Annotated in this window: 16 protein-coding genes and 2 tRNA genes; 11 read left to right on the top strand and 7 right to left on the bottom strand. The window is 73.4% G+C overall.

Translation table 11 applies throughout. The features are described from left to right. The first annotated feature begins 14 nt into the window (after positions 1-14). Positions 15-87, top strand: a tRNA-Ala gene (locus RZ50_RS13970). Between the two features lie 86 nt (positions 88-173). Here RZ50_RS13970 and RZ50_RS13965 read toward each other — a convergent pair. After that, on the bottom strand, positions 174-1,067 hold the full coding sequence (locus RZ50_RS13965) for a helix-turn-helix transcriptional regulator (protein ID WP_196951688.1): 894 nt from the start codon (positions 1,065-1,067) through the stop codon (positions 174-176). Positions 1,068-1,170: 103 nt separating this feature from the next. Between RZ50_RS13965 and RZ50_RS13960 the strand changes: the two genes are divergently transcribed. From RZ50_RS13960 to RZ50_RS13925, 8 genes are all read left to right on the top strand, one after another. Next, positions 1,171-2,613, top strand: a complete 1,443-nt coding sequence (locus RZ50_RS13960) for an MFS transporter (protein WP_196951689.1) — start codon at positions 1,171-1,173, stop codon at positions 2,611-2,613. A gap of 140 nt (positions 2,614-2,753) precedes the next feature. Beyond that, positions 2,754-2,826, top strand: a tRNA-Ala gene (locus RZ50_RS13955). 97 nt (positions 2,827-2,923) lie between these two features. Further along, the gene (locus tag RZ50_RS29885) at positions 2,924-4,219 is read left to right on the top strand and encodes a hypothetical protein (protein WP_196951690.1); all 1,296 of its coding nucleotides are present in this window, start codon (positions 2,924-2,926) and stop codon (positions 4,217-4,219) included. 365 nt (positions 4,220-4,584) lie between these two features. Further along, complete coding sequence (leuS, locus tag RZ50_RS13945; RefSeq protein WP_196951691.1) at positions 4,585-7,494, top strand: leucine--tRNA ligase; 2,910 nt, start codon at positions 4,585-4,587, stop codon at positions 7,492-7,494. 400 nt (positions 7,495-7,894) lie between these two features. Further along, positions 7,895-8,701 carry a hypothetical protein gene (locus RZ50_RS13940; RefSeq protein WP_196951692.1) on the top strand — a complete coding sequence of 269 codons (807 nt, stop codon included), beginning with the start codon at positions 7,895-7,897 and terminating at the stop codon, positions 8,699-8,701. 82 nt (positions 8,702-8,783) lie between these two features. Beyond that, positions 8,784-9,638 carry a DegV family protein gene (locus RZ50_RS13935; RefSeq protein WP_196951693.1) on the top strand — a complete coding sequence of 285 codons (855 nt, stop codon included), beginning with the start codon at positions 8,784-8,786 and terminating at the stop codon, positions 9,636-9,638. A 191-nt stretch (positions 9,639-9,829) separates the two neighbouring features. Continuing rightward, a complete protein-coding gene (locus RZ50_RS13930) occupies positions 9,830-10,810 on the top strand; it encodes a ComEA family DNA-binding protein (protein WP_196951694.1) in 981 nt (326 codons plus the stop codon). A gap of 43 nt (positions 10,811-10,853) precedes the next feature. Next, positions 10,854-13,517 carry a ComEC/Rec2 family competence protein gene (locus RZ50_RS13925; RefSeq protein WP_196951695.1) on the top strand — a complete coding sequence of 888 codons (2,664 nt, stop codon included), beginning with the start codon at positions 10,854-10,856 and terminating at the stop codon, positions 13,515-13,517. A gap of 382 nt (positions 13,518-13,899) precedes the next feature. Here the strand turns inward: RZ50_RS13925 and RZ50_RS13920 are convergent, their stop codons facing one another. Then, complete coding sequence (locus RZ50_RS13920; protein ID WP_196951696.1) at positions 13,900-14,193, bottom strand: hypothetical protein; 294 nt, start codon at positions 14,191-14,193, stop codon at positions 13,900-13,902. Between the two features lie 95 nt (positions 14,194-14,288). Between RZ50_RS13920 and holA the strand changes: the two genes are divergently transcribed. Next, complete coding sequence (holA, locus tag RZ50_RS13915) at positions 14,289-15,287, top strand: DNA polymerase III subunit delta (RefSeq protein WP_196951697.1); 999 nt, start codon at positions 14,289-14,291, stop codon at positions 15,285-15,287. Between the two features lie 27 nt (positions 15,288-15,314). On the opposite strand, the gene RZ50_RS13910 is transcribed toward holA, so the two are convergent. The 3 genes from RZ50_RS13910 to RZ50_RS13900 form a co-directional block, all read right to left on the bottom strand. Then, positions 15,315-15,911: a hypothetical protein gene (locus RZ50_RS13910; protein WP_196951698.1), complete on the bottom strand. Its 597-nt coding sequence runs from the start codon at positions 15,909-15,911 to the stop codon at positions 15,315-15,317. Positions 15,912-16,457: 546 nt separating this feature from the next. Beyond that, the gene (rpsT, locus tag RZ50_RS13905) at positions 16,458-16,727 is read right to left on the bottom strand and encodes a 30S ribosomal protein S20 (RefSeq protein WP_196951699.1); all 270 of its coding nucleotides are present in this window, start codon (positions 16,725-16,727) and stop codon (positions 16,458-16,460) included. Between the two features lie 137 nt (positions 16,728-16,864). Beyond that, entirely contained in the window at positions 16,865-17,170 is a 306-nt protein-coding gene (locus RZ50_RS13900; RefSeq protein ID WP_196951700.1) for an antibiotic biosynthesis monooxygenase, read from the bottom strand. Between the two features lie 200 nt (positions 17,171-17,370). Between RZ50_RS13900 and lepA the strand changes: the two genes are divergently transcribed. After that, positions 17,371-19,239 (top strand): translation elongation factor 4, encoded by a 1,869-nt coding sequence (lepA, locus tag RZ50_RS13895; RefSeq protein WP_196951701.1) that lies wholly within the window; start codon positions 17,371-17,373, stop codon positions 19,237-19,239. Between the two features lie 120 nt (positions 19,240-19,359). Here the strand turns inward: lepA and RZ50_RS13890 are convergent, their stop codons facing one another. Together RZ50_RS13890 and sigJ are read right to left on the bottom strand one after the other, a co-directional pair. Continuing rightward, positions 19,360-20,442 carry an NAD(P)/FAD-dependent oxidoreductase gene (locus RZ50_RS13890; RefSeq protein ID WP_196951702.1) on the bottom strand — a complete coding sequence of 361 codons (1,083 nt, stop codon included), beginning with the start codon at positions 20,440-20,442 and terminating at the stop codon, positions 19,360-19,362. 111 nt (positions 20,443-20,553) lie between these two features. Continuing rightward, on the bottom strand, positions 20,554-21,468 hold the full coding sequence (sigJ, locus tag RZ50_RS13885; RefSeq protein ID WP_196951703.1) for an RNA polymerase sigma factor SigJ: 915 nt from the start codon (positions 21,466-21,468) through the stop codon (positions 20,554-20,556). Positions 21,469-21,557: the final 89 nt, after the last annotated feature.

Below are 21,557 nucleotides of genomic sequence, written 5' to 3'. Positions count from 1 at the left end.
GATCCGGTGAGTGCGGGGCTATAGCTCAGTTGGTAGAGCGCTTGCATGGCATGCAAGAGGTCTGGGGTTCAATTCCCCATAGCTCCACAGTGGTTCGGGAGGCCGTCACCCAACGGGTGGCGGCCTCCCGGCGTTTCCGGGTGCTCTCGGGCGGCGCCCCCTCCGGGCGGCCCTCAGCGCAGGCAGGTGTGCGTCCAGCCGCCCGGCGGCAGGGAGTTGAGCAGCTCGACCCGCTCCTGGTCCTCCGGCGTCGCCGGGACGTACACCACGATGTAGCACTCCGGCACGCCCGGCATCGTCAGGTAGGTGGCGTTCAGTCGCAGCACGCCGACCGACGGGTGGCGGAAGATCCGCGGCCAGGTCTCGGTCGGTGCCACCTCCTGGCGCTCCCACAGCTCCCGGAACAGCTCGCTGCGCGCCGACAGCCGCTGCACGTGCGCCTCCCAGGCCGGCTCGCCGACGTGCTTGCCGTACGCCGAGCGCAGCACCGCCACCATGCGCGGCAGGGCCTCGTCGCGGTTCTCGCACGGGTTGCAGCAGGGCGGGGCGAGGAGCATGCACACGAGGCTGTTGAAGCCCTTCGAGCTGCCCGTCCGCTCGGTGCCGAACAGCGAACGGTACGGCTGGTTGTAGCTCAGCACGTCGAAGCGGGTGTTGGAGACCGCGGCCGGCAGCGGGGCGAGCGAGTCCAGGATCACCTGGATCGACGGGCTCAACTCCGGCGGGCCCGGCTGCGCGAGCCCCGAGGGGGCCACCCCGGCCAGTCGGAACAGGTGCTCGCGCTCGGTGCCGTCCAGCCGCAGCGCCCGGGCCACCGCCAGCAGCACCTGCTCGCTCGCGTTGATCGGACGCCCCTGCTCCAGCCACGTGTACCAGGTGACCCCGACCCCGGCGAGCTGCGCGACCTCCTCGCGCCGTAGCCCCGGCGTGCGGCGGCGCAGCCCGGGCGGCAGGCCGACCTCCTCGGGGGTGACCCGCGCCCGGCAGGCCTTCAGGAAGCGGGCCAGTTCGGTTCGGCGGCGGTCGCGGCCGTTCGCCGCGGCGGGGAGCTCCTCCAGCACGGTCATGCCGTCCATCGTGCCGCAGCGGGCCCGGGCGATACAGGTGCTGTCGGTACCAGGATCAGCAGGCTCTAACCACCAGTACCGCCACGGCCGCAGGCTGGTTGGCATGACGGACCTTCAGATCCGGCCCGGCGCGGCCGGAGGCACCACCCGGACCGCGGCCGTACGGCCCGGGCCGCTCCTCGCTCTCGTCCTGTGCGGGCAGTTCATGGCCGTGCTCGACGTCTCCATCGTCAACGTCGCGGTGCCCACCATCCGCACCGACCTGGGCGCCTCCGGCGCCGCCCTGCAACTGGTGATCGCCGGTTACACCATCGCCTACGCGGTCCTGCTCATCACCGGCGCCCGCCTCGGCGCCCGCTACGGCTACAGCCGGCTGTTCCAGCTCGGCCTGGCCGCCTTCACCACCACCTCGCTGGCCTGCGGCCTCGCCCCGACCACCGGCTGGCTGATCGCCTTCCGGCTGTTCCAGGGCGCGGGATCGGCGCTGATGGTGCCGCAGGTGATGAGCCTGCTGCAGCGCACCTTCACCGGCGCCGCCCGCACCCGGGCGCTCGGCTTCTACTCGGCGGTGCTGGCCGGCGGCATGGCGCTCGGGCAGGTGCTCGGCGGGGTGCTGGTCAGCGCCGACCTGTTCGGCACCGGATGGCGCCCGGTGTTCCTGGTCAACGTGCCGATCGGGCTGGTGCTGCTGGCGACCGGCGCCCGGCTGCTGCCGCGGCTGCCCGGCGACGCCTCGCGCGGCTTCGACCTCCCCGGCCTGGTGGTGCTGGGCTCGGCGCTCGGCCTGCTGGTGGTGCCGCTGGTGCTCGGCCACGAACTCGGCTGGCCCGCCTGGGGCTGGGCGATGATCGCGGGCAGCGGGCTGCTGTTCGCCCTGTTCGTCGTCGTGGAGCGCGCGGTCGCCCGGCGCGGCGGGCAGCCGCTGATCTCCGGGCGGGTGCTGGGCGCCCCCGGTCTGCGCCCGGCCGCCGCCGGACTGTTCTCGATCATGGCGGCCTTCTCGGGCTTCATGTTCGCCTTCGCCCTGCACCAGCAGGCCGGGCTCGGCCACACCGCGCTGCGCGCCGGGCTCTGCTCGGCGCCCGTCGCGGTCGGCTTCGGCCTGTCCAGCCTGCACTGGCACCGGCTGCCGGGCCAGCTGCACGGACTGCTGCCGGTCCTCGCCGGGCTGCTGCTCGGCGGGGGCTACCTGCTGCTGGGGGTGCTGCTCGGCGGCGGTGCGGAGATCGGGGCGCTGCCGCTGGCCGAGATGGCCGGGCTCGGCCTGATCGCCGGCTGCGCGTACTCGCCGCTGTTCGCCCGGGCACTCGCGGGGGTGGCGCCCGAGGACGCGGCAGACGCCAGCGGGGTGATGGTGACGGTCATCCAGCTCGGGCAGGTGACCGGCGTCGCGGTGCTCGGCTCGGTCTTCCTCGGACAGGTGGACCTGCCGGCGCCGGCCGCCGAATCCGGGCACGCACTGCAGGTCACCCTGGCCGTCAACGCCGCCTCCGTGCTCGTGGCCGCGGCCTTCGCGGCCCGCAGCCGACGGGTGGTGACGCGCTGAGCCGGGACCGGCGGAGCGGCCCGCACCGGCACCGCGGGGGAACGGATTTCTGAGCATGCCCAGGACCGTGTAAAGTAGTCGATGTCGCCGAGGGAAACGGACGGAAACGATCGGAAACCTTCGGTGACATCGCAGGTCGAGGGGCTATAGCTCAGTTGGTAGAGCGCTTGCATGGCATGCAAGAGGTCTGGGGTTCAATTCCCCATAGCTCCACAGCAGTCGAGAGCCGCCACCCGGAAACGGGGGGCGGCTCTTCGCCGTTCTGCCCCGCCACCCGCGAACCGGCCGGAAAGACCGCTAACGTCGTGCCATGGCCGATCTGCAGCGAAGGCGGAACGAGGAGCTGGCCCGGATACTGCACCAGCTCGGCTGGAGCCCGGAACGGCTCGCCCGCGAGGTGAGCCTCGCCCTGCCGCCGGGCCTGGCCATCAGCTCCACCGCCCCGTACAAGTGGCGCGACCGCGGCATGGTGCCGCGCAGCCCGCACGACCAGACCGTCTGCGAGGTGCTCAGCCGCACCCTGGGCATCGCCGTCACCTACGAACAGCTCTGGGGCCGGATGGGCGGCCACCGCGGCGCCAAGATCCTCTCGCCCCGGCTGCTCACCGACCCCTGGACCGCCGACACCGCCCAGACCGCGCTGCGCGAGGCCGCCACCGACGCCGGGCCCGTCCGCCTCACCGACCTGTTCCGCAGCGCCGACCTCGACCACGCCGCCGAACGGCTCGGCTCCACGCCCCCGCCGGTCGGGGGCGGCGAGGGCGCGCTGCGCGTCGACCCCGGGCTGGCCGGCGAACTCGGCCTGTCCTACCGCAGCAAACAGCGGCTCGAACGCTCCTGCGGCGGCGGTCTCGTCCTCGGCCCTGCCAGGGCCGAACTCGCCATGCTGGCAAAGCTGTTGGAACTGGGAGCGTACGACGAGCGGCTCGGCCGCGAACTGTACGGCACGGCCAGCAGACTCGCCCGGCTGGCCGGCTGGGCCGCGTACGACCTCGGCCACGACGCGGCCGCCCAGCGCGCCTTCGTCGCCGCACTGCGCGCCGCCCACGTCAGCGGCGACGCCCGGCTCGGAGTCGCCGGACTCGGCGCGCTGGTCGTGCTCGCCACCCAGGGCGGCGGCGGGCGCGGCCTGGACGCCGTCTCCGCGCTGCGCACCGCCCTGGAGGCCCACGGTCCCGCGCTGAGCCCCACCGCCCGGGCCCGCCAGCTCGGCCGGATCGCCCGCGCGCACGGCCGCCGCGGCGAGGCCGAGCAGGCCGAGGCCACCGCCGCCCGGGCCTTCGCCGAACTGGACGGCGTGCCCGGCACCGAGGAGACCCGGGCCGAACTCGCCGGGATGGTGGGGGAGGGGCGGCTGGCGCTCGGCCGGCACCGGATGGCCAAGGCGCTGCTCGCCGAGGCGGTCGCCGGGCTCGGGCCAGGGCGGGCCCGGACCAAGGCGCTGCTGATGGTCCGCCTGGCCGAGACCCACCGGCACCTCGGCGACCAGCGGGAGGCCGCCCGTACGGCGGCGCTGGCGCGCTCGCTCGCGGCGGGGATGCAGTCCGAGCGGCTGGCGAAGGCGCTGCGGGACTTCGACGCGGCGGGGCGGGCGGCGGCGCGGTGAGGTTTCCCGGGCGGGGGCGGGGCGCTTCCGGGGGTTCCCGGGGCGTTGGGCTGTTCTCGGGAGGTCCGCCGGGTGCGTTGGGCCGGTTTCGGGAGGCGCGCCGGGCCGCCGGGGTCGCGCCGGTATCCCCGGGAACGCGCTGACCTGCTTGCGGTACCCTGAGCCCATGCGAACCGTGCGCCTGCTCCTTAGCCGGCCGCGCTGACCAGGACCGGCCGCGCCCTCGGGCGGTGCCGGAGTCGGCGTGGCGTCCCCTCCTGCGAGGGGATTTTTTGTTTTCCGCCCCCGCCCCCGTCATGGGACGGGTCCACGGGCCGGCCGCGTCGCGCGGTTCGCCAACTGACATCGATGGAGCTTGAAGGACGATGAGCGAGACGACCCCTGCGTCCGGCGCGGCCGAGACCGCGACCGAGCCGTTCCGGTACAGCGCCGCGCTGGCGGCGGAGATCGAGTCCCGCTGGCAGGACATCTGGGAGAAGGAGGGCACCTTCCACGCCCCCAACCCCACCGGTGCGCTGGCCGACCCGTCCGCCGGTGACGTCGCCGCGAAGCCGCACAGCTTCATCATGGACATGTTCCCGTACCCCTCGGGCGCGGGCCTGCACGTCGGCCACCCGCTGGGCTACATCGCCACCGACGTCTTCGCCCGCTACCAGCGGATGACCGGCCACAACGTGCTGCACACGCTGGGCTACGACGCGTTCGGCCTGCCCGCCGAGCAGTACGCGGTGCAGACCGGCACCCACCCGCGGGTCTCCACCGAGGCCAACATCGCCAACATGCGCCAGCAGCTGCGCCGGCTGGGCCTGGGCCACGACCCGCGCCGCTCGATCTCCACGATCGACCCGGAGTACTACCGCTGGACCCAGTGGATCTTCCTGCAGATCTTCAACTCCTGGTACGACGAGGCCGCCCGCAAGGCCCGCCCGATCGCCGAACTGGTCGCCGAGTTCGAGTCCGGTTCGCGTGAGGTGCCGGGCGGGCGCGCGTGGGCGTCGCTGTCCGCCGCCGAGCGCGACGAGGTGCTGGGCGAGTACCGGCTGGCCTACGCCAAGGAGGTGCCGGTCAACTGGTGCCCGGGCCTGGGCACCGTGCTGGCCAACGAGGAGGTCACCGCGGACGGCCGCTCCGAGCGCGGCAACTTCCCGGTGTTCAAGTCCAACCTGCGCCAGTGGATGATGCGCATCACCGCGTACTCCGACCGCCTGATCGCCGACCTGGACCTGCTGGACTGGCCCGAGGCCATCAAGCTGCAGCAGCGCAACTGGATCGGGCGCTCCGAGGGCGCCCGGGTGGACTTCGCCGTCGACGGCGGGAAGATCACCGTCTTCACCACCCGGCCCGACACCCTGTTCGGCGCCACCTACATGGTGCTGGCGCCCGAGCACGGCCTGGTCGACACGATCGTCCCCGCCGCCTGGCCGGAGGGCGTGCCCGCCGAGTGGACCGGCGGCGCCGCCACCCCCGCCGAGGCCGTCGCGGCCTACCGCGCCGCGGCCGCCGCCAAGTCGGACGTCGAGCGGCAGGTCGAGGCCAAGGTCAAGACCGGCGTCTTCACCGGCGCCTACGCCGTCAACCCGGTCAGCGGCGAGCCCGTCCCGGTGTTCATCGCCGACTACGTGCTGATGGGCTACGGCACCGGCGCCATCATGGCCGTCCCCGCCCACGACCACCGCGACTTCGCCTTCGCCCGCGCCTTCGGCCTGCCGATGCGCTGCGTCGTCCAGCCCACCGACGGGCGCGGCGAGTCCCCGGAGACCTGGGACGACGCCTTCGACACCTACGACTCGGTCATCGTCAACTCCGCCCAGGGCGGGGCCTCCGAGGGCGGGACGCCGCAGGACGGGCTGACCCTGAACGGGCTGAGCGTCGTCGACGCCAAGGCCGCCGTCACCGCCTGGCTGGCCGAGCGCGGCATCGGCGAGGGCACCGTCAACTACCGTCTGCGCGACTGGCTGTTCAGCCGTCAGCGGTACTGGGGCGAGCCCTTCCCGGTCGTCTACGACGAGGACGGCGTCATGCACGCGCTGCCCGAGTCGATGCTGCCGGTCGAGGTCCCCGAGGTCGACGACTACTCGCCGCGCACCTACGACCCGTACGACTCCGACTCCTCGCCCGAGACCCCGCTGTCCCGCAACGAGGACTGGGTCAACGTCGAGCTGGACCTGGGCGACGGGCCGAAGAAGTACCGTCGCGAGACCAACACCATGCCCAACTGGGCGGGTTCGTGCTGGTACGAGCTGCGCTACGTCGACCCGGCGAACACCGCGGCCGTCGTCGACCCGGCCAACGAGCGCTACTGGCTGGGCCCGACGGACACCAAGCCGGCCGGCGGCGCCGACCTGTACGTCGGCGGTGCCGAGCACGCCGTGCTGCACCTGCTGTACGCGCGCTTCTGGCACAAGGTGCTGCACGACCTGGGCCACGTGTCCTCCGTCGAGCCGTTCCACAAGCTGTTCAACCAGGGCATGATCACCGCGGACGTCTACCGCGACGAGCGCGGCTTCCCGGTGCCCGCCGCCGAGGTCGAGGAGCGCGACGGCAAGTACTTCTGGCAGGGCGAGCCGGTCAAGCGCGAGGCCGGGAAGATGGGCAAGTCCCTGAAGAACGCCGTCGCCCCGGACGACATCGCCGACGAGTACGGCGCGGACACGCTGCGCCTGTACGAGATGTCCATGGGCCCGCTGGACGTCTCCCGCCCCTGGGACACCCGGGCCGTGGTCGGCTCGTACCGCTTCCTGCAGCGGCTGTGGCGCAACGTCGTCTCGGAGGCCAACGGCGAACTGGTCGTCACCGAGGAGGAGCCGGACGAGGCGACCCTGCGGGCCCTGCACAAGGCCATCGACGGCATCCGCGGCGACATGGCCGGGCTGCGCTTCAACACGGCCGTCGCCAAGGCGATCGAGCTGAACAACTTCCTGGTCAAGCGCGGCTCCACGCCGCGGGCGGTGGCCGAGCAGCTGGTGCTGATGGTCGCGCCGCTGGCCCCGCACATCGCCGAGGAGCTGTGGCGCCGACTGGGCCACACCGAGTCGCTGGCGCACACCGACTACCCGGTCGCGAACCCGGCGTACGTGGTGGACGAGACGGTGACCTGCGTCGTCCAGATCAAGGGCAAGGTGAAGGCCCGGCTGGAGGTCGCGCCGAGCATCACCGACGCCGAGCTGGAGGCGCTGGCGCTGGCGGACCCGGCCGTCGTCGCGGCGATCGGGGACGCCGCGGTGCGCAAGGTGATCGCGCGGGCGCCGAAGCTGGTGAACATCGTCACCGGGTGAGGCTCCGGGTTTGACCGGATGTGATCGGGCGGGTGTCCTTCGGGGCGCCCGCCCGGTTTGTTTCCGCGGTTTCTGTGGCGTCCTCTGCCTGCTGTTGCGGCTTCGCGTGTCTTTCGGCGGGCTCTTTCGGTGCTCCTTCGGTCCGGCTTGCGGGCTTTCCGGTCTGGGTTCCGGGTCCTTCCGGTTCGGCTGCCGGGCCCTACCGATTCGGCTTCCGGCCCGTCGTGGGCCCTCCGGGAGATCCCGGATCTGTCCCTGATCTCCGACCGCCCGGCCCGTTCCGACCGCCCCGGGGCCGGGTGCGGCGGCTACTGTGGAAATCGCGGCAAGTGGAACTCACGGCGATACGGCCCGCGTTGGGCCCGGTGGGGGCCGAAACGGCGGCGGAAGGTGGCTCGCGATGGACGTGTTCGGCGTGGTGGTCGGCCTGATCCTGCTCTTCGGGATCGCGGTACTCACACTGGCCGTGGTCGGCACGGTCAAGGCCGCCAAGGCCGTCGCCGCGAAGGTCGAGAAGCACGAGGCCAACGCCCGGCGCGCCGTCGAGACCGCCACCCTCAAGGCGAAGACGTACACCAAGGTCGGCCCGCCCGCGCAGATCGCCGCCGTCCGGCTCAAGCTCCGGACCTCGCTGGACGGCACCCGGCAGGTGCTGGAAGGCGGCCTGTCGCAGGACGGCCAGCTCGGCGAGGCCCTCGCGCTGCTCACCCGGCTGGACGCCCACGCGGCGGAGCTGGACGGCGAACTGCGGATGCTCGAACGCGAGCCGGACACCGCGCGGATCGCGGCCAAGCTGCCGGAGCTGCGGGAACGGTCGGAGCGGATCGTCCACTCGGCGGAGACCATGCGGTGGGCGGCGCAGGACCGGATGCACCGGTTCGCGGAGGACGAGCTGAGCCGGCTGAGCCAGGAGTGCGAGAGCGAGGCGGGGGCGCTGCGGCACTGGGACTCTTCGGACGCCTCTGCCACTGCTCCGGGTGCCCCGGGTGCGGGTGCCGCCTCTTCGGGTGCGTCCTCCGGCGCGGGCAAGGCGCCGGGCGCGGCCCGGGCGGGACTGACGGATGGCAAGGGGCGGCCGAGCGCGGAGGAACTGCTCGGGCTGGCCGATCCGCTGGTGGCGAAGCTGACGCAGCGGCTGCGGAAGCCGGCCGCGGGGCCTTCGACGGCACCCTCCGCAGGGCCCTCGGTGGGGCCTTCGGCAGGCTGAGTCCCACTCCGGCTCGGGTGTCCCGCGGGTGCCCGGGGACGGACGCTGTCCTCCCGGACGAACGGGGAGTAACCTCCGGCTCATGCCCTCCGACCTCGCACTTGTCACCGATTCCACGGCCTATCTGCCGCAGGAGGCCCTCGACCGGCACGGGATCACGGTGGTCCCGCTGAGCGTCGCGGTCGGTGACTCGGTCCTGAGCGAGGGCGTCGAGATCTCCCCGAAGGACGTCGCCGAGGCGCTGCACGGCAAACAGCGGGTGACCACCTCCCGGCCCAATCCGGAGACCTTCGCCGCCGCCTACCGGGCGGCCGCCGAGGCCGGGGCGGAGGGGATCGTCTCGGTGCACATCTCCGGCGAGCTGTCCGGCACCGTCGAGGCCGCCCGGCTGGCGGCCGCGGAGGCTCCCGTACCGGTGCGGGTGGTGGACAGCCGGCTGGTCGGGATGGCCCTCGGCTACGGGGTGCTGGCGGCGGCCGAGGCGATCGCGGCCGGGCGGGGACTGGGGGAGGCGGCCGAGGCGGCGAGCCGGCGTGCGGCCGTGACCAGCGGATTCTTCTACGTGGACACTCTGGAGCACCTGCGCCGGGGCGGGCGGATCGGGGCGGCGCAGGCACTGCTCGGGTCGGCACTGGCGGTCAAGCCGCTGCTGCACCTGGACGGGGGGCGGATCGAACCGCTGGAGAAGGTGCGGACGGCCTCGCGGGCCATCGCGCGTCTGGAGGAGATCGCGGTCGAGCGGTCGGGGGAGGGCGAGGTGGACATCACCGTCCACCACCTGGCGGCCGGGGAACGGGCCGAGCCGCTCGCGGAGCGGCTGCGGGCGCGGGTGCCGGGGCTGCGGGAGCTGTACGTGGGGGAGGTGGGGGCGGTGATCGGCGCGCACGTCGGGCCGGGGCTGCTCGCGGTGGTGGTCGCTCCGGTCGTGCCGGGGTGAGGCGGTTCGTACGGGGGCTGGGGCGGGTCGGGGCGGGTCGCGGGTTTGCGGGGTGCAGGGGGACGGGTGGGTCAACTGTGGTGATGGCTACTCACTCGTGTGAGTGACACTTTTTGTCCACAGCCCCCGGGTTATCCACAGGGCTCGGGTAGTTTCTGCGCGCTCGCCGGAGGACTCCTAGCGTCCTCGCCATGACGACCTTGAGCCTGGGCGCGGCGAAGCGCCAAGCGATCAACGAGACGGTTCGGCTGCGGATGGCGGCGCTGCTGCCGACGGACGAGGCGCCGGTGGGCGACGGTCTCCCGTCGCCGTCGCCGTCGCCGTCGCCGTCGCGACCTCCGTCCCCGCCTCCAGCGGATGAGGGGAGGCGGGCCGCTGCCGGGCCGCCGCTGCCCGCGTCGGTGGATCCGCTCGACCTCCCGGATCCGCCGGGCGGTGGATCGCGCCTGCGGTTCACCTCGGCACTGGCACTCGACCGGCGGGCGGTGGCCGGGCTGGCGATCCTGCTGATCTTCGCGGTCGGCTACGCCGTGCAGCACTTCTGGCTGGCCAGACCGGAGGCGGTGGCGGTTCCGGCCTTGGCGGTCGCCTCGACGTCGTCGGCATCGTCGGCGTCCTCAGCCGCCTCGGTGCCGGGCGGCTCGTCCGCAGCCGGGGGCACGTCCGGAGCCGGTCCACCCGAGGGTTCCACCGGCCCGGGTGCCGAGGCCGCCGTCGTGGTCGACATCGGCGGACGGGTCCGCGCTCCCGGCCTGCACACCCTGCCCGGCGGCTCGCGGGTGGCCGACGCCCTGCGGGTGGCAGGCGGTCCGCTGCCGGAGACGGACACCAGGAACCTCAACCTGGCCCGGATCCTGACGGACGGTGAACAGATCCTGGTCGGCGAGCAGGCCCCGCCTGCCGCCCTGGCCGGCGGGACCGGCGGGACCGGCGGGACCGGCGGGGCCGCAGTCGGGCCTCCAGGGGCCGGCGCCCCGCGACCACCCGTCAGCCTCAACCGCGCCACCGCCGAACAGCTCGACACCCTCCCCGGCGTGGGCCCGACCCTCGCGCAGCGCATCCTCGCCTACCGCACCTCGCACGGGTCGTTCCGCTCGGTCGACCAGCTCCGGCAGGTCAGCGGCATCGGCGCCCGTACGTTCGCGGAACTCCGCCCACTGCTGACCCTCTGACATTCCTTCCCCCCTCCTACCGCTCCTGAAGGGAGGTGACGCCATGTCCGCCACCACCGCACCGCTCCCGCGCACCGGTTCGCCGAGCGCCGACTTCCGACTGCTGCTGCCCGCCGCCTCGGCCTGGGTGGTCACGGCGGTGCTCCTGCCCCTGGAACCGGGATCCGAGGCCCTCGTCCTCCCGCTCGCGGGGGTGGCCGTGCTCGCGGCCGTCCTCCTGCTCATCAGGCCCGGGTTCCCGCCCCGACCCGGCCTGCTGCTCCGGCGTGGCGTCCCTCACCGACGAGGGGCCGCAGTGGCGCTGGCCGCCGTGCTGCTCACCGGAGCGGCGGCCGCGATCGCGACCCCGCTGCACACCGCCGACCTGCACCGGGGGCCGCTGCGGGAGCTCGCCCGGGCGGCCGAGCACGCCCCGCCGCGGGCCCCGGGCACGCCCGCCCCGGTGGTGGAGGTCGAACTGACCGTCGCCGGAGATCCGAAGGTGCACGCCTCCCGGGGCGGTACCACCGGCGGGCAGACCCTCCTCACCGTGAAGGCGGTGGCCGACCGGGTCACCCTCCTCCCGGACGGGCACGCCACCAGGACGCACACTCCCGTGACCGTCATGGTCCGCGGGCCGGAGAGCGAGCCCTGGCTGCGGCGGCTCCCGTCCGAACGGCTGGCCGTGGAGGCCGAGGTGCGACCGGCGGGAGAGGGGTACGACACCGAGTCCGCGGCACTGCTGGCCGTCCACGGCCCGCCCCGGCAGGTCGAGCCGCCGAGCCTGCCGCAGCGGATCGCGGGGCGGCTGCGCGAGGGCCTGCGCACGGCCAGCGAGGGGCTCCCGTCGGACGCCCGCGGGCTGCTCCCCGGGCTGGTCGTCGGAGACACCTCGCGGCTGTCCGACGACCTGGTGGACGACTTCCGGGCCACCGACCTGGTGCACCTGGTGGCGGTCAGCGGGGCCAACCTGGCGATCGTCCTCGGCGTGCTGCTGGGCGCGCCCGGGCAGGCAGGTACCCCGGAACGGCGCGGTCTGGCCGCGTTGCTGGGGCTGTCACTGCGCACCAGCGCCCTGCTCGGCACGGCGCTGACGCTGGCCTTCGTCACCGTCTGCCGGCCCGAGCCCAGCGTGCTGCGGGCCGCGGGGACGGGGTTGATCGGAATGCTGGCCCTGGCCACCGGCCGTCCCCGCCAGGCCGTGCCCGCCCTCGCCGGAGCCGTGCTGGTCCTCGTCCTGCTGGACCCCTTTCTTGCTCAGTCCTTCGGCTTCCTGCTCTCGGTGCTCGCCACGGCCGGGCTGCTGATCCTCGGACCGCACTGGGCGGAGTCCCTGAGGGCCCGGCGCTGGCCGCACCACCTGGCGGGCGCGCTCGCGGCTGCGGCTGCGGCGCAGGCGCTGTGCTCGCCGGTGACGGTGGTGCTGTCCGGGCACATCAGCCTGGTTGCGATCCCGTGCAACCTGCTGGCCGAGCTGGCGGTGGCCCCGGCGACGCTGCTCGGCTTCGGGGTGCTGATCCTGCAGCCGTTCCTCCCGGGCCCGGCCCGCCTGCTGGCGGAGCCCGCCGGGGTGCCGGCCAGCTGGCTCGCCTTCGTTGCGCGACGCGGAGCGGAGCTGCCGGGCGGCCAACTGTCCTGGCCGGGAGGCTGGTTCGGGACGGCGACGGTCGCGCTGGTCGTTCTGGCCGCCTGCTGGACCGCACCCCTCCTGCTGCCCCGGCGACCGGAGCCCGGAGGGCGGGTGCCGGTCCGCCGGCGCTGGGCCCGGATGGCGGTGACGGGTGCGCTGCTGGTGGTGCTGCTCGCCGTACTGCTGCGCCCGCCGCAGCTCACCCGGATCGCCACCGGCTGGCCACCGCCGGGGTGGCGGCTGGTGATGTGCGACGTCGGGCAGGGGGACATGCTGGCCCTCGCGGCGGGTGCGCCGGACAGCGCGGTGGTGATCGATGCCGGGCCGGATCCGAACGCTGCCGACCGGTGCCTGCGCGAGCTCGGCATCACGACGGTGCCGCTCCTCGTGCTGACGCACTTCCACGCCGACCATGTCGAGGGCGTGCCAGGGGTGTTGCGGGGCCGCCGGGTGGGTGCGGTCGAGGGCACGACCCTGGACGACCCACCGGGCGAGGCGGCCCGGGTGGCCGCCTGGACGGCGGGGGCGGGTGCGCCGCTGCTGCGGGCGGGCCGTGGTGAACGGCGCTCGGCCGGACCGGGGTTGACCTGGGAGGTGCTGTGGCCGGCCTCTGGGACATCCGTCGAGGCGCCCGGCGCGAACAACGCGAGCGTTGCACTGCTGGTTTCACTGACAGGAGGAATGAAGATGGCACTGCTGGGAGACCTTGAACCGCCCGCACAGTCGGCCCTGTTGGGCCACCTGGGCCGGGTCGACGTCCTGAAGGTGGCGCACCACGGATCGGCTCACCAGGACTGGGACCTGACCGGCGCCCTGCGGCCCCGGCTCGCGCTGATCTCCTGCGGTGAGGACAACCCGTACGGGCATCCGTCCATGAAGACGGTCGACCGTCTGCGCGGCCTCGGTGCCACCGTCCTGCGTACCGACCGTGCGGGCGACATCGCCGTGACCGGCGACTCTCCTGCCACCCTGGGCGTGGCCGTCAACCCGCACCCCACCCACGGCACTCACCGCTCGCGTGCCCACAGCCCCAAGCACTCGACGCCCCACGCCAGCCCTGGCCGGACCCCCGGCACACCGCGGGCCCCACCCGCGTGATGCCCGCTCTCCTCCTCCCAACCACGAAGTGGGGAAGGGTAAGGGGTAGGGGTGGTGGGAGGAGGAGAGGTGCGGGCGCAAGCCCAGAAGAAACGTTTTTGCGGCGTGCTCCGGGCCTGCCCGGAGCACGCCGCAGAAGAAGAGAGCCGCAGAAGAAGAGAGCCGCAGAAGAAGAGAGCCGCAGAAGAAGCGAAGCGCAGGGGAGAAGGGGAGAGCGACGGCCCCGTGCGGCAGACCACCTGAGCGCGATCCCCGGTGCCGAGCCCGTGGCCTCGGCGCCGGACGAGCCCCGGGAGCCCAGTCGGCGTTCTCCGCGCGATGAGCCGCGCAGCGGCGCCGGACGGGTGGGCCCGCCGCGCCCCGCAGAACGCACTCCGGCAGGTCAGGCCTCCTCGCGCCAGCCCTCGTGGGTGGTGGCGAGGGCGTCGAGGGCGTGGAGGAGGGCCGGGGTCCAGCCGGTGGGCGGCGGGTCGAGGACGACGAGCCACTGGGCGTCCTCGGCGTCGTCCTCGCCGGCCAGGGCGTCGCGGACGATCTCGGGCTCGCCGAGGTCGGGGTGGCTCGCGCCGAGCTCCTCGGCGGCTTCTTCGGCGGCGTCGCGGTCGGGCAGGACCAGCAGCTGCCGGGCGAACGGGTCGTCGACGTCCGGGAGCTCGGGGGAGTGGTTCTCGGTCACCGGACCATTCTCCAGGTGGGGCCGGGTGCCTGGTCGGCCCGGGTGTCCGGCGGGTGGGGCGGGAGTGTCTGCGGCCCGTGGGATGCTGGTAGGCGATGGCCAGGAAGAGTGCACCCGACGACCTGCTCGCCCCGCTGACCCTCGCGGTCGGCCAGGAGGAGCTGCTGCTGGACCGTGCGGTCGCCCAGGTGGTGGCCGCCGCGAAGGCGGCGGACCCGGACACCGACGTGCGGGACCTGCCGCCCGGCGGGCTGCAGCCCGGCAGTCTGGCCGAGTTGACCACGCCCTCGCTGTTCGCCGAGCGCAAGGTGATCGTGGTCCGGGCCGCCCAGGACCTCTCCGCCGATTCGGTGAAGGAGGTCAAGGCGTACATCGAGGCACCGGCCGAAGAAGTGATCATGGTGCTGGTGCACGCCGGCGGCGCCAAGGGCAAGGGCCTGCTGGACGCCGGGCGCAAGGCCGGCGGGCGCGAGGTGGCCTGCGCCAAGCTGACCAAGGCGAGTGAGCGACTGGCCTTCGTCAAGGGCGAGTTCCGTACGCTGGGCCGCTCCGCGACCCCCGAGGCCTGCCAGGCGCTGCTGGACGCGCTCGGCAGCGACCTGCGCGAGCTGGCGGCCGCGTGCAGTCAGCTGACCTCGGACGTCGAGGGCGCGATCGACGACACGGTGGTGGCCCGCTACTACAGCGGCCGGGCCGAGGCCACCGGCTTCGAGGTGGCCGACCTGGCGGTCACCGGCAGGGCCGCCGAGGCGCTGGAGCGGCTGCGCTGGGCGCTGGCCGTCGGCCAGCCGCCGACCGGCATCACCTACGCGCTGGCCTCCGGCGTGCGCAGCATCGGGCGGCTGGCGACCACCGGGCGCAACATGCGTCCGGCCGATCTGGCCCGCGAACTGGGCATGCCGCCGTGGAAGGTCGACCGGGTCCGCCAGCAGATGCGCGGCTGGACGGGGGACGCGGTGGCCACCGCGCTGACCGCGATCGCGCAGGCCGACGCCGCCGTGAAGGGTGGCTCGGACGATCCGGCCTTCGCCCTGGAGCGCGCGGTGGTCGCCGTCGCCCGGGCCGCCCGGGCCGGCTCCCGGCCCGCGTACTGAGGCGGGTCCGGGGCCCCGACGCGCAGCCTATTTGCGCATGGCCCGTACGGTGTTGTTGGCGTCGGTCTGCAGGTCGTTGCGCAGGGAGTCCTTGGACGGCGGATCGGCCTTCCCCGTGGTGTAGTTGGCCGAGTACGTGATGTAGTACGTCATCCCGCCGTCGCGGATGTCCACCTCGGCGTAGATGGTGTGGTACTGACCCGAGCCGTCGTCCTTGTACAGGAAGTACGCCTCGTCGCCGATCCCCGGGATGTCCGTGATCTGGTAGCCGCGCGCCCGGTAGAGCTCCTTGTTGGCGGAGAGTTCGGGCGCGGGGTTGACCGCCTTGTGGAGGTCGGCCCGCATGTAGACGGAGGCGTACTCGCTGTCGGTGCCGCCGCCGGTCCGCTTGAGCGACATCGAACAGTTCGCGCTGTCCAGGGCCGGGTGCCGGTCGGTGTGGTGGGTCGGCGAGGGGCTGTCCGAGACGGAGTACGTCTCCAGCAGCCGGGTCGGCTTCCCGGTGGCGCAGAAGTCGTCCGGCAGGTGGTAGCTGCCGAGGCTTCGCGGGGACGAGTCGCCGGCGCCGGCGACCAGGCCCGGGATGACCATCACCGCGGTGGTCCAGCCGGCCGAGGCGAGCACCGCGCCGACGAAGGCCCAGACGGCGTTGCGACGGAGGTTGCCTCCGGAGCGGGCTCCGGACGCCCCGCCCGCCGGAGCACCCGGAGGCGCGGCCCCGAAAACGCCCGCAGGAGCAGCCGCCCCCGGTGAGGCGGGCAGTCCGGGTGGGGGGCCGAAGCCGCCGGCGGCCGGTGGGGCCGCCCCCGGTGCGGGCGCCCCCGGCGTCTGCTGCGGGAACCCGTACCCCGGCCCGTTCGGGTTCGGCGGCGGCGGCGGCGGCGGTGGCGGCGGTGGTGTCGTCATGGATGTTCCCCCTCGGTACCGGCGTCGGGAGTGCTCCCCGCATCCTCGATCGCGCGGGACCGACCATAGCGGCCGGACCGTGGAACGCGACAGGCGCCCGGTGGCCTCCGGGAAGGAGGCCGCTGGGCGCCTGTCGTACTGCTGTTGTGCACCGCACCCGCGTGGCGAACGCAGGCCGCGTACGGTGCGAGGTCTCGCAACGCCTCGGGGGTCCGGGTAGAGGGCCGGGTCGTCCCGAAGCGGTGGGGCCGGGGCCCCGGGGCGTCAGGCCTGGGCGGCCGCGTTGACGCGCTTGGTGATGGCCGACTTCTTGTTGGCGGCCTGGTTGGCGTGGATGACGCCCTTGCTCACGGCCTTGTCCAGCGCCTTGGAGGCGGCGCGGGCCAGCACGACGGCCTTCTCGGTCTCGCCGGCGGCAGCGGCCTCACGGGCCTTGCGCAGAGCGGTCTTCAGCGAGGACTTGACGGCCTTGTTGCGCAGGCGCGCCTTCTCGTTGGTCTTGTTGCGCTTGATCTGGGACTTGATGTTCGCCACGAAGGAGCCTCAGTCTGTCTAAAAGGTCTGAACGGGGTCGCACCGGCGGCCGTCGGTCCAGCTGAGAGGGCATGCCGAGGCCAGGTGCAGCAGCCCACGCTACCAGGGGCCCGCCGCCGCCCCCAAACCGGCCGGTCTCAGGCGCTCAGCACCGGCTCCCCGTAGTGCTCGACCTCCGGGAACGGCCGGTAGAACCGGTGCAGCAGTTCCCGCCACCGCTGGTACTCGGCCGAGCCGCGGAAGCCCTCGGTGTGGTCGGCGAGGGTCTCCCACTCCACCTGGAGGAGGAAGCGCGAGCCGCGCCCCTCGTCCAGGCAGCGGTGCAGTCGCAGGGAGCGGAAGCCGTGCTGGACGGCGATCAGCGGGCGGGCCTCGGCGAAGGCGGCGAGGAACTCGTCCTCATGGCCGGGCAGGACGTCGAGCAGTGCGCTTTCCAGGATCACGGGGCCATCCTGCTGCCGCGCGGGCCGGGCGCGGAAGGCTCCATGGTGCTCGAACCGCTGCCCGAACCGCTGTCCGGGCCGAGGTCGTGGGAAGATGGGAGGAACTATTTCGATCGGACGAGACCGTCCGGTCCCCGGGATAGCCGGTCAGCGATGATCCGGACACCCCCGGCCCCGGACCAACGGAGAATCGGACCAAGGTGCCCGCGACCCCCATCAATGTGCCAGAGCCCAGCCGTACCGACCCGGCGCTGATCCGCAACTTCTGCATCATCGCCCACATCGACCACGGCAAGTCGACGCTCGCAGACCGGATGCTGCAGATCACCGGTGTCGTCGACCCCCGGCAGATGCGTGCCCAGTACCTCGACCGCATGGACATCGAGCGCGAGCGCGGCATCACCATCAAGTCGCAGGCGGTCCGCCTCCCGTGGGCGCCGAAGACCGGGCCGGACGCCGGGACGACGCACATCCTCAACATGATCGACACCCCGGGCCACGTGGACTTCACGTACGAGGTGTCCCGCTCCCTGGCGGCCTGCGAGGGCACCATCCTGGTGGTCGACGCGGCCCAGGGCATCGAGGCGCAGACCCTCGCCAACCTGTACCTGGCGCTGGAGAACGACCTCACGATCATCCCGGTGCTGAACAAGATCGACCTGCCGGCCGCCCAGCCGGAGAAGTACGCCGCCGAGATCGCCCACATCATCGGCTGCGACCCCTCCGACGTGCTCCAGGTCAGCGCCAAGACCGGCCTCGGCGTCGAGGACCTGCTGGACCACATCGTCAACACCATCCCGGCCCCGGTCGGCGTCGCGGACGCCCCGGCCCGCGCGATGATCTTCGACTCGGTGTACGACGCCTACCGCGGCGTGGTCACCTACGTCCGTGTCGTGGACGGCCAGCTCACCAAGCGCGAGCGCATCCAGATGATGTCCACCGGCGCCACCCACGAGCTGCTGGAGATCGGCGTCATCTCGCCGGAGCCGAAGGTCGCCGACGGCCTCGGCGTCGGCGAGGTGGGCTACATCATCACCGGTGTGAAGGACGTCCGGCAGTCCAAGGTCGGTGACACGATCACCTCGCAGCACAAGGGCGCCACTGAGCCGCTCGGCGGCTACAAGGACCCGCGCCCGATGGTGTTCTCCGGCCTCTACCCGCTGGACGGCTCGGACTACCCGCTGCTGCGCGACGCCCTGGACAAGCTGCGTCTGAACGACGCCGCCCTGGTGTACGAGCCGGAGACCTCGGTCGCGCTGGGCTTCGGCTACCGCTGCGGTTTCCTCGGCCTGCTGCACCTGGAGATCATCCGGGAGCGCCTGGAGCGCGAGTTCAACCTCGACCTGATCTCCACCGCCCCGAACGTGATCTACCGGGTGGTGATGGAGGACGGCAGCGAGCACACCGTCACCAACCCGAGCGAGTTCCCGTCGGGCAAGATCTCCGAGGTCTTCGAGCCGGTCGTGCGCGGCACCATCCTGGCGCCGAACGAGTTCGTCGGCGCGATCATGGAGCTCTGCCAGTCCCGTCGCGGCAGCCTGCAGGGCATGGACTACCTGTCCGAGGACCGCGTCGAGCTGCGCTACACCCTGCCGCTCGCGGAGATCGTCTTCGACTTCTTCGACCAGCTGAAGTCCAAGACCCGCGGCTACGCCTCGCTCGACTACGAGCCCATCGGCGAGCAGAGCGCCAGCCTGGTCAAGGTCGACATCCTGCTGCACGGCGACGCGGTGGACGCCTTCTCCGCGATCGTGCACAAGGACAAGGCCTACGGCTACGGCGTGATGATGGCGGGCAAGCTGCAGAAGCTCATCCCCCGCCAGCAGTTCGAGGTGCCGATCCAGGCCGCCATCGGCTCCCGGGTGATCGCCCGCGAGACGGTCCGCGCGATCCGCAAGGACGTTCTCGCCAAGTGCTACGGCGGTGACATCTCCCGTAAGCGGAAGCTGCTGGAGAAGCAGAAGGAAGGCAAGAAGCGGATGAAGATGGTCGGCAGCGTGGAGGTCCCGCAGGAGGCCTTCATCGCCGCGCTGTCCACCGACGCCGAGTCGCCGAAGGACAAGAAGTAGCAGCGAGCGGTACCAGGAGGGCCCGGGCATCCGCCCGGGCCCTTCCGCGTTCCCCGGCCCTTTCCGCGTTTCGCGGGCCCTTCCCCCGGGACGCGCCGTTCGCGCAGGACGCCCCGCCGGCTACTTGAGCGCTCCGAGGACGGCGGTGACGATCCCGGCCTTGGCCAGCCGCCCCGCGGTGCCGGTGAGGACGGTGGGCTTCATCGAGTCGTCCGGGTGGACCAGCTGCAGCAGCCCGTCCCGCCGGCCGAGGCTCAGGCACTGCACGACGTACCGGAACGAGAACGGCTTCGAGGTGCGCCCGTCGAGCAGCCTGCCGACGTACTGGCCCTGCGGCAGGGCGGTGGCGCAGCCCATCCGCAGGGTGCCGACGCCGGGGACGGTGACGGCGGCGGCGTCGCCGACCACGTGGACGTCCGGGTGCGAGACCGACCGCAGGTGGTCGTCGACCAGGGCCCGGCCGTGCTCGTCCACGGCCAGTCCGGACTCGGCGGCCAGCGGGTGCGGCTCCATCGAGGCGGCCCACACGGTGAGGTCGGCCTCGATCGGGCCGGCGGTGGTGCGCAGCCCGTCCGGGGTGACCTCGGTGACGGTGGCGTTCTCGTGGACGGCGACGCCAAGCCGGTCGAGGACGCGGCGGATGTGGGCGCGGCCCTTGGGCGAGTAGGTGCCGCCGACCTGCCCGGCCGCGACGATCCGCACCCGCAGGTCGGGGTGGGCCTCGGCGAGTTCGGTGGCCAGTTCGATGCCGGTGGCGCCGCCGCCGACGACGGCCAGGGTGCCGGGGCGGTCGGCCTCGCGGATGAGGCGCCGCACTTCGGCGGCGCGCTCCACGGGGTGGGCGTGCTCGACGGCGCCGGGGACGCCGTGCCAGGCGGTGCGGCTGCCGAGGGCGTGGACGAGGGTGTCGTAGCCGAGGGTGGTGCCGTCGTCCAGGACGACCTTGTGCCCGGCCGGGTCGAGTTCGACGGCCCGGGCCCGGCGGTGTTCGATCCGGCGGCCGCGGGCCAGTTCGCCGATGGCGGGCCAGTCGCGGCTGCGGCCGGCCGCGGTCTCGTGCTGGCGGATGCGGTGCAGGAGCCGCTCCTCGGGGGCGACCAGGGTGACGGCGTGGTGCCGTCCGGCGCCCTTGGCCGCGGTGAGTCCGGCGTATCCGGCGCCCAGTACGACGATCCGCTTGCCGGTGCTGGTGGTGCTGCTCATCTCGTCCGCCTCCTCGCGAGGTCGCTCCGGTGGAGCGCTGTTCGGGAGGGGGACGGTGCGGCCGGTCGGGATGTGACGGTGAGCTGTGTCACACGCCCCCGGGGGCCCGTGTCACGGTGTCGTGACGGGGCTGATCCGGGTGAGCTTCTCGGGGTTGACCACGATGTACGCCTCGGTGATCCGCCCGCCGGCGAGGGTGAAGGCCATCACGCCGCCGACGGCGCCGGTGGCCTTCTCGTACCAGAGCAGGCCCGGTTCGCCGTTGACCGTCGCGTGGCCGAGTCCGAGCTCGGGGGTGAACCACCTGTCCACCAGGCCGGCCACCAGCCGGGCCACCCTGTCGGCGCCGTGGACCGGGCGGGCGGCGGCGCGGACGATGCCGCCGCCGTCGGCGTGCCAGACCACGTCCGGGTCGAGGATCTCCATCAGGCCCAGGATGTCGCCCTTGGTGCTGGCGGCGGCGAAGGCCTCCACGGCCCGGCGGTGCTCGGCCGGGTCGGCGCCGGGGTGCGGGCCGCCGTCCCTGACCCGGCGGCGGGCCCGGGAGGCGAGTTGGCGGGTGGCGTCGGGGGTGCGGTCCAGGGAGGCCGCGATGTCCTCGAAGCCGACGGCGAAGACGTCGTGCAGCACGAAGGCGGCCCGCTCGGCGGGGGTGAGCTGCTCCAGTACGGCGAGCAGGGCGAGTGAGACGGACTCGCCGCGTTCGGCCAGTTCGGCGGGGGAGTCGGGGGCGCTCGCGTAGGAGACGGACGGCTCCGGCAGCCACTCGCCGTAGTAGGCCTCGCGGCGGGCCCGGGCGGAGCCGAGCTGGTCGTAGCAGAGCCGGGTGACCACGGTGGTGAGGAAGGCGCGCGGGTCGGTGACGGCGGCCCGGTCGGCGGCCTGCCAGCGCAGCCAGGCGTCCTGGAGGACGTCTTCGGCGTCGGTGAAGGAGCCGAGCAGCCGGTAGGCGACGGAGCCCAGGTAGCGGCGGTTCGTCTCGAACGCGTCCGGGGTCTGTTCGGAGCCGGCGGGCTGGGCGGTCACGGGGGCCACGGTAGCGAAGGCCGAGGTCCTCCGGGAGGGCCGGGGTACGTGCAGGGCCGGGGTACGTGCAGGGCCGGGGTACGCGAGGG

This window comes from Kitasatospora sp. SUK 42 (assembly GCF_015776785.2).
Classification (GTDB): domain Bacteria; phylum Actinomycetota; class Actinomycetes; order Streptomycetales; family Streptomycetaceae; genus Kitasatospora.
Note: the sequence above shows the minus strand (reverse complement) of the source record. Positions and strands in the feature narration are given on the sequence as shown.

Bases quoted from the DNA above. Each gene is read 5' to 3' on its own strand.
- RZ50_RS13965 (WP_196951688.1), bottom strand. From the start codon at position 1,067: ATGACCGTGCTGGAGGAGCTCCCCGCCGCGGCGAACGGCCGCGACCGC.
- RZ50_RS13960 (WP_196951689.1), top strand. From the start codon at position 1,171: ATGACGGACCTTCAGATCCGGCCCGGCGCGGCCGGAGGCACCACCCGG.
- RZ50_RS29885 (WP_196951690.1), top strand. From the start codon at position 2,924: ATGGCCGATCTGCAGCGAAGGCGGAACGAGGAGCTGGCCCGGATACTG.
- leuS (WP_196951691.1), top strand. From the start codon at position 4,585: ATGAGCGAGACGACCCCTGCGTCCGGCGCGGCCGAGACCGCGACCGAG.
- RZ50_RS13940 (WP_196951692.1), top strand. From the start codon at position 7,895: ATGGACGTGTTCGGCGTGGTGGTCGGCCTGATCCTGCTCTTCGGGATC.
- RZ50_RS13935 (WP_196951693.1), top strand. From the start codon at position 8,784: ATGCCCTCCGACCTCGCACTTGTCACCGATTCCACGGCCTATCTGCCG.
- RZ50_RS13930 (WP_196951694.1), top strand. From the start codon at position 9,830: ATGACGACCTTGAGCCTGGGCGCGGCGAAGCGCCAAGCGATCAACGAG.
- RZ50_RS13925 (WP_196951695.1), top strand. From the start codon at position 10,854: ATGTCCGCCACCACCGCACCGCTCCCGCGCACCGGTTCGCCGAGCGCC.
- holA (WP_196951697.1), top strand. From the start codon at position 14,289: ATGGCCAGGAAGAGTGCACCCGACGACCTGCTCGCCCCGCTGACCCTC.
- RZ50_RS13890 (WP_196951702.1), bottom strand. From the start codon at position 20,442: ATGAGCAGCACCACCAGCACCGGCAAGCGGATCGTCGTACTGGGCGCC.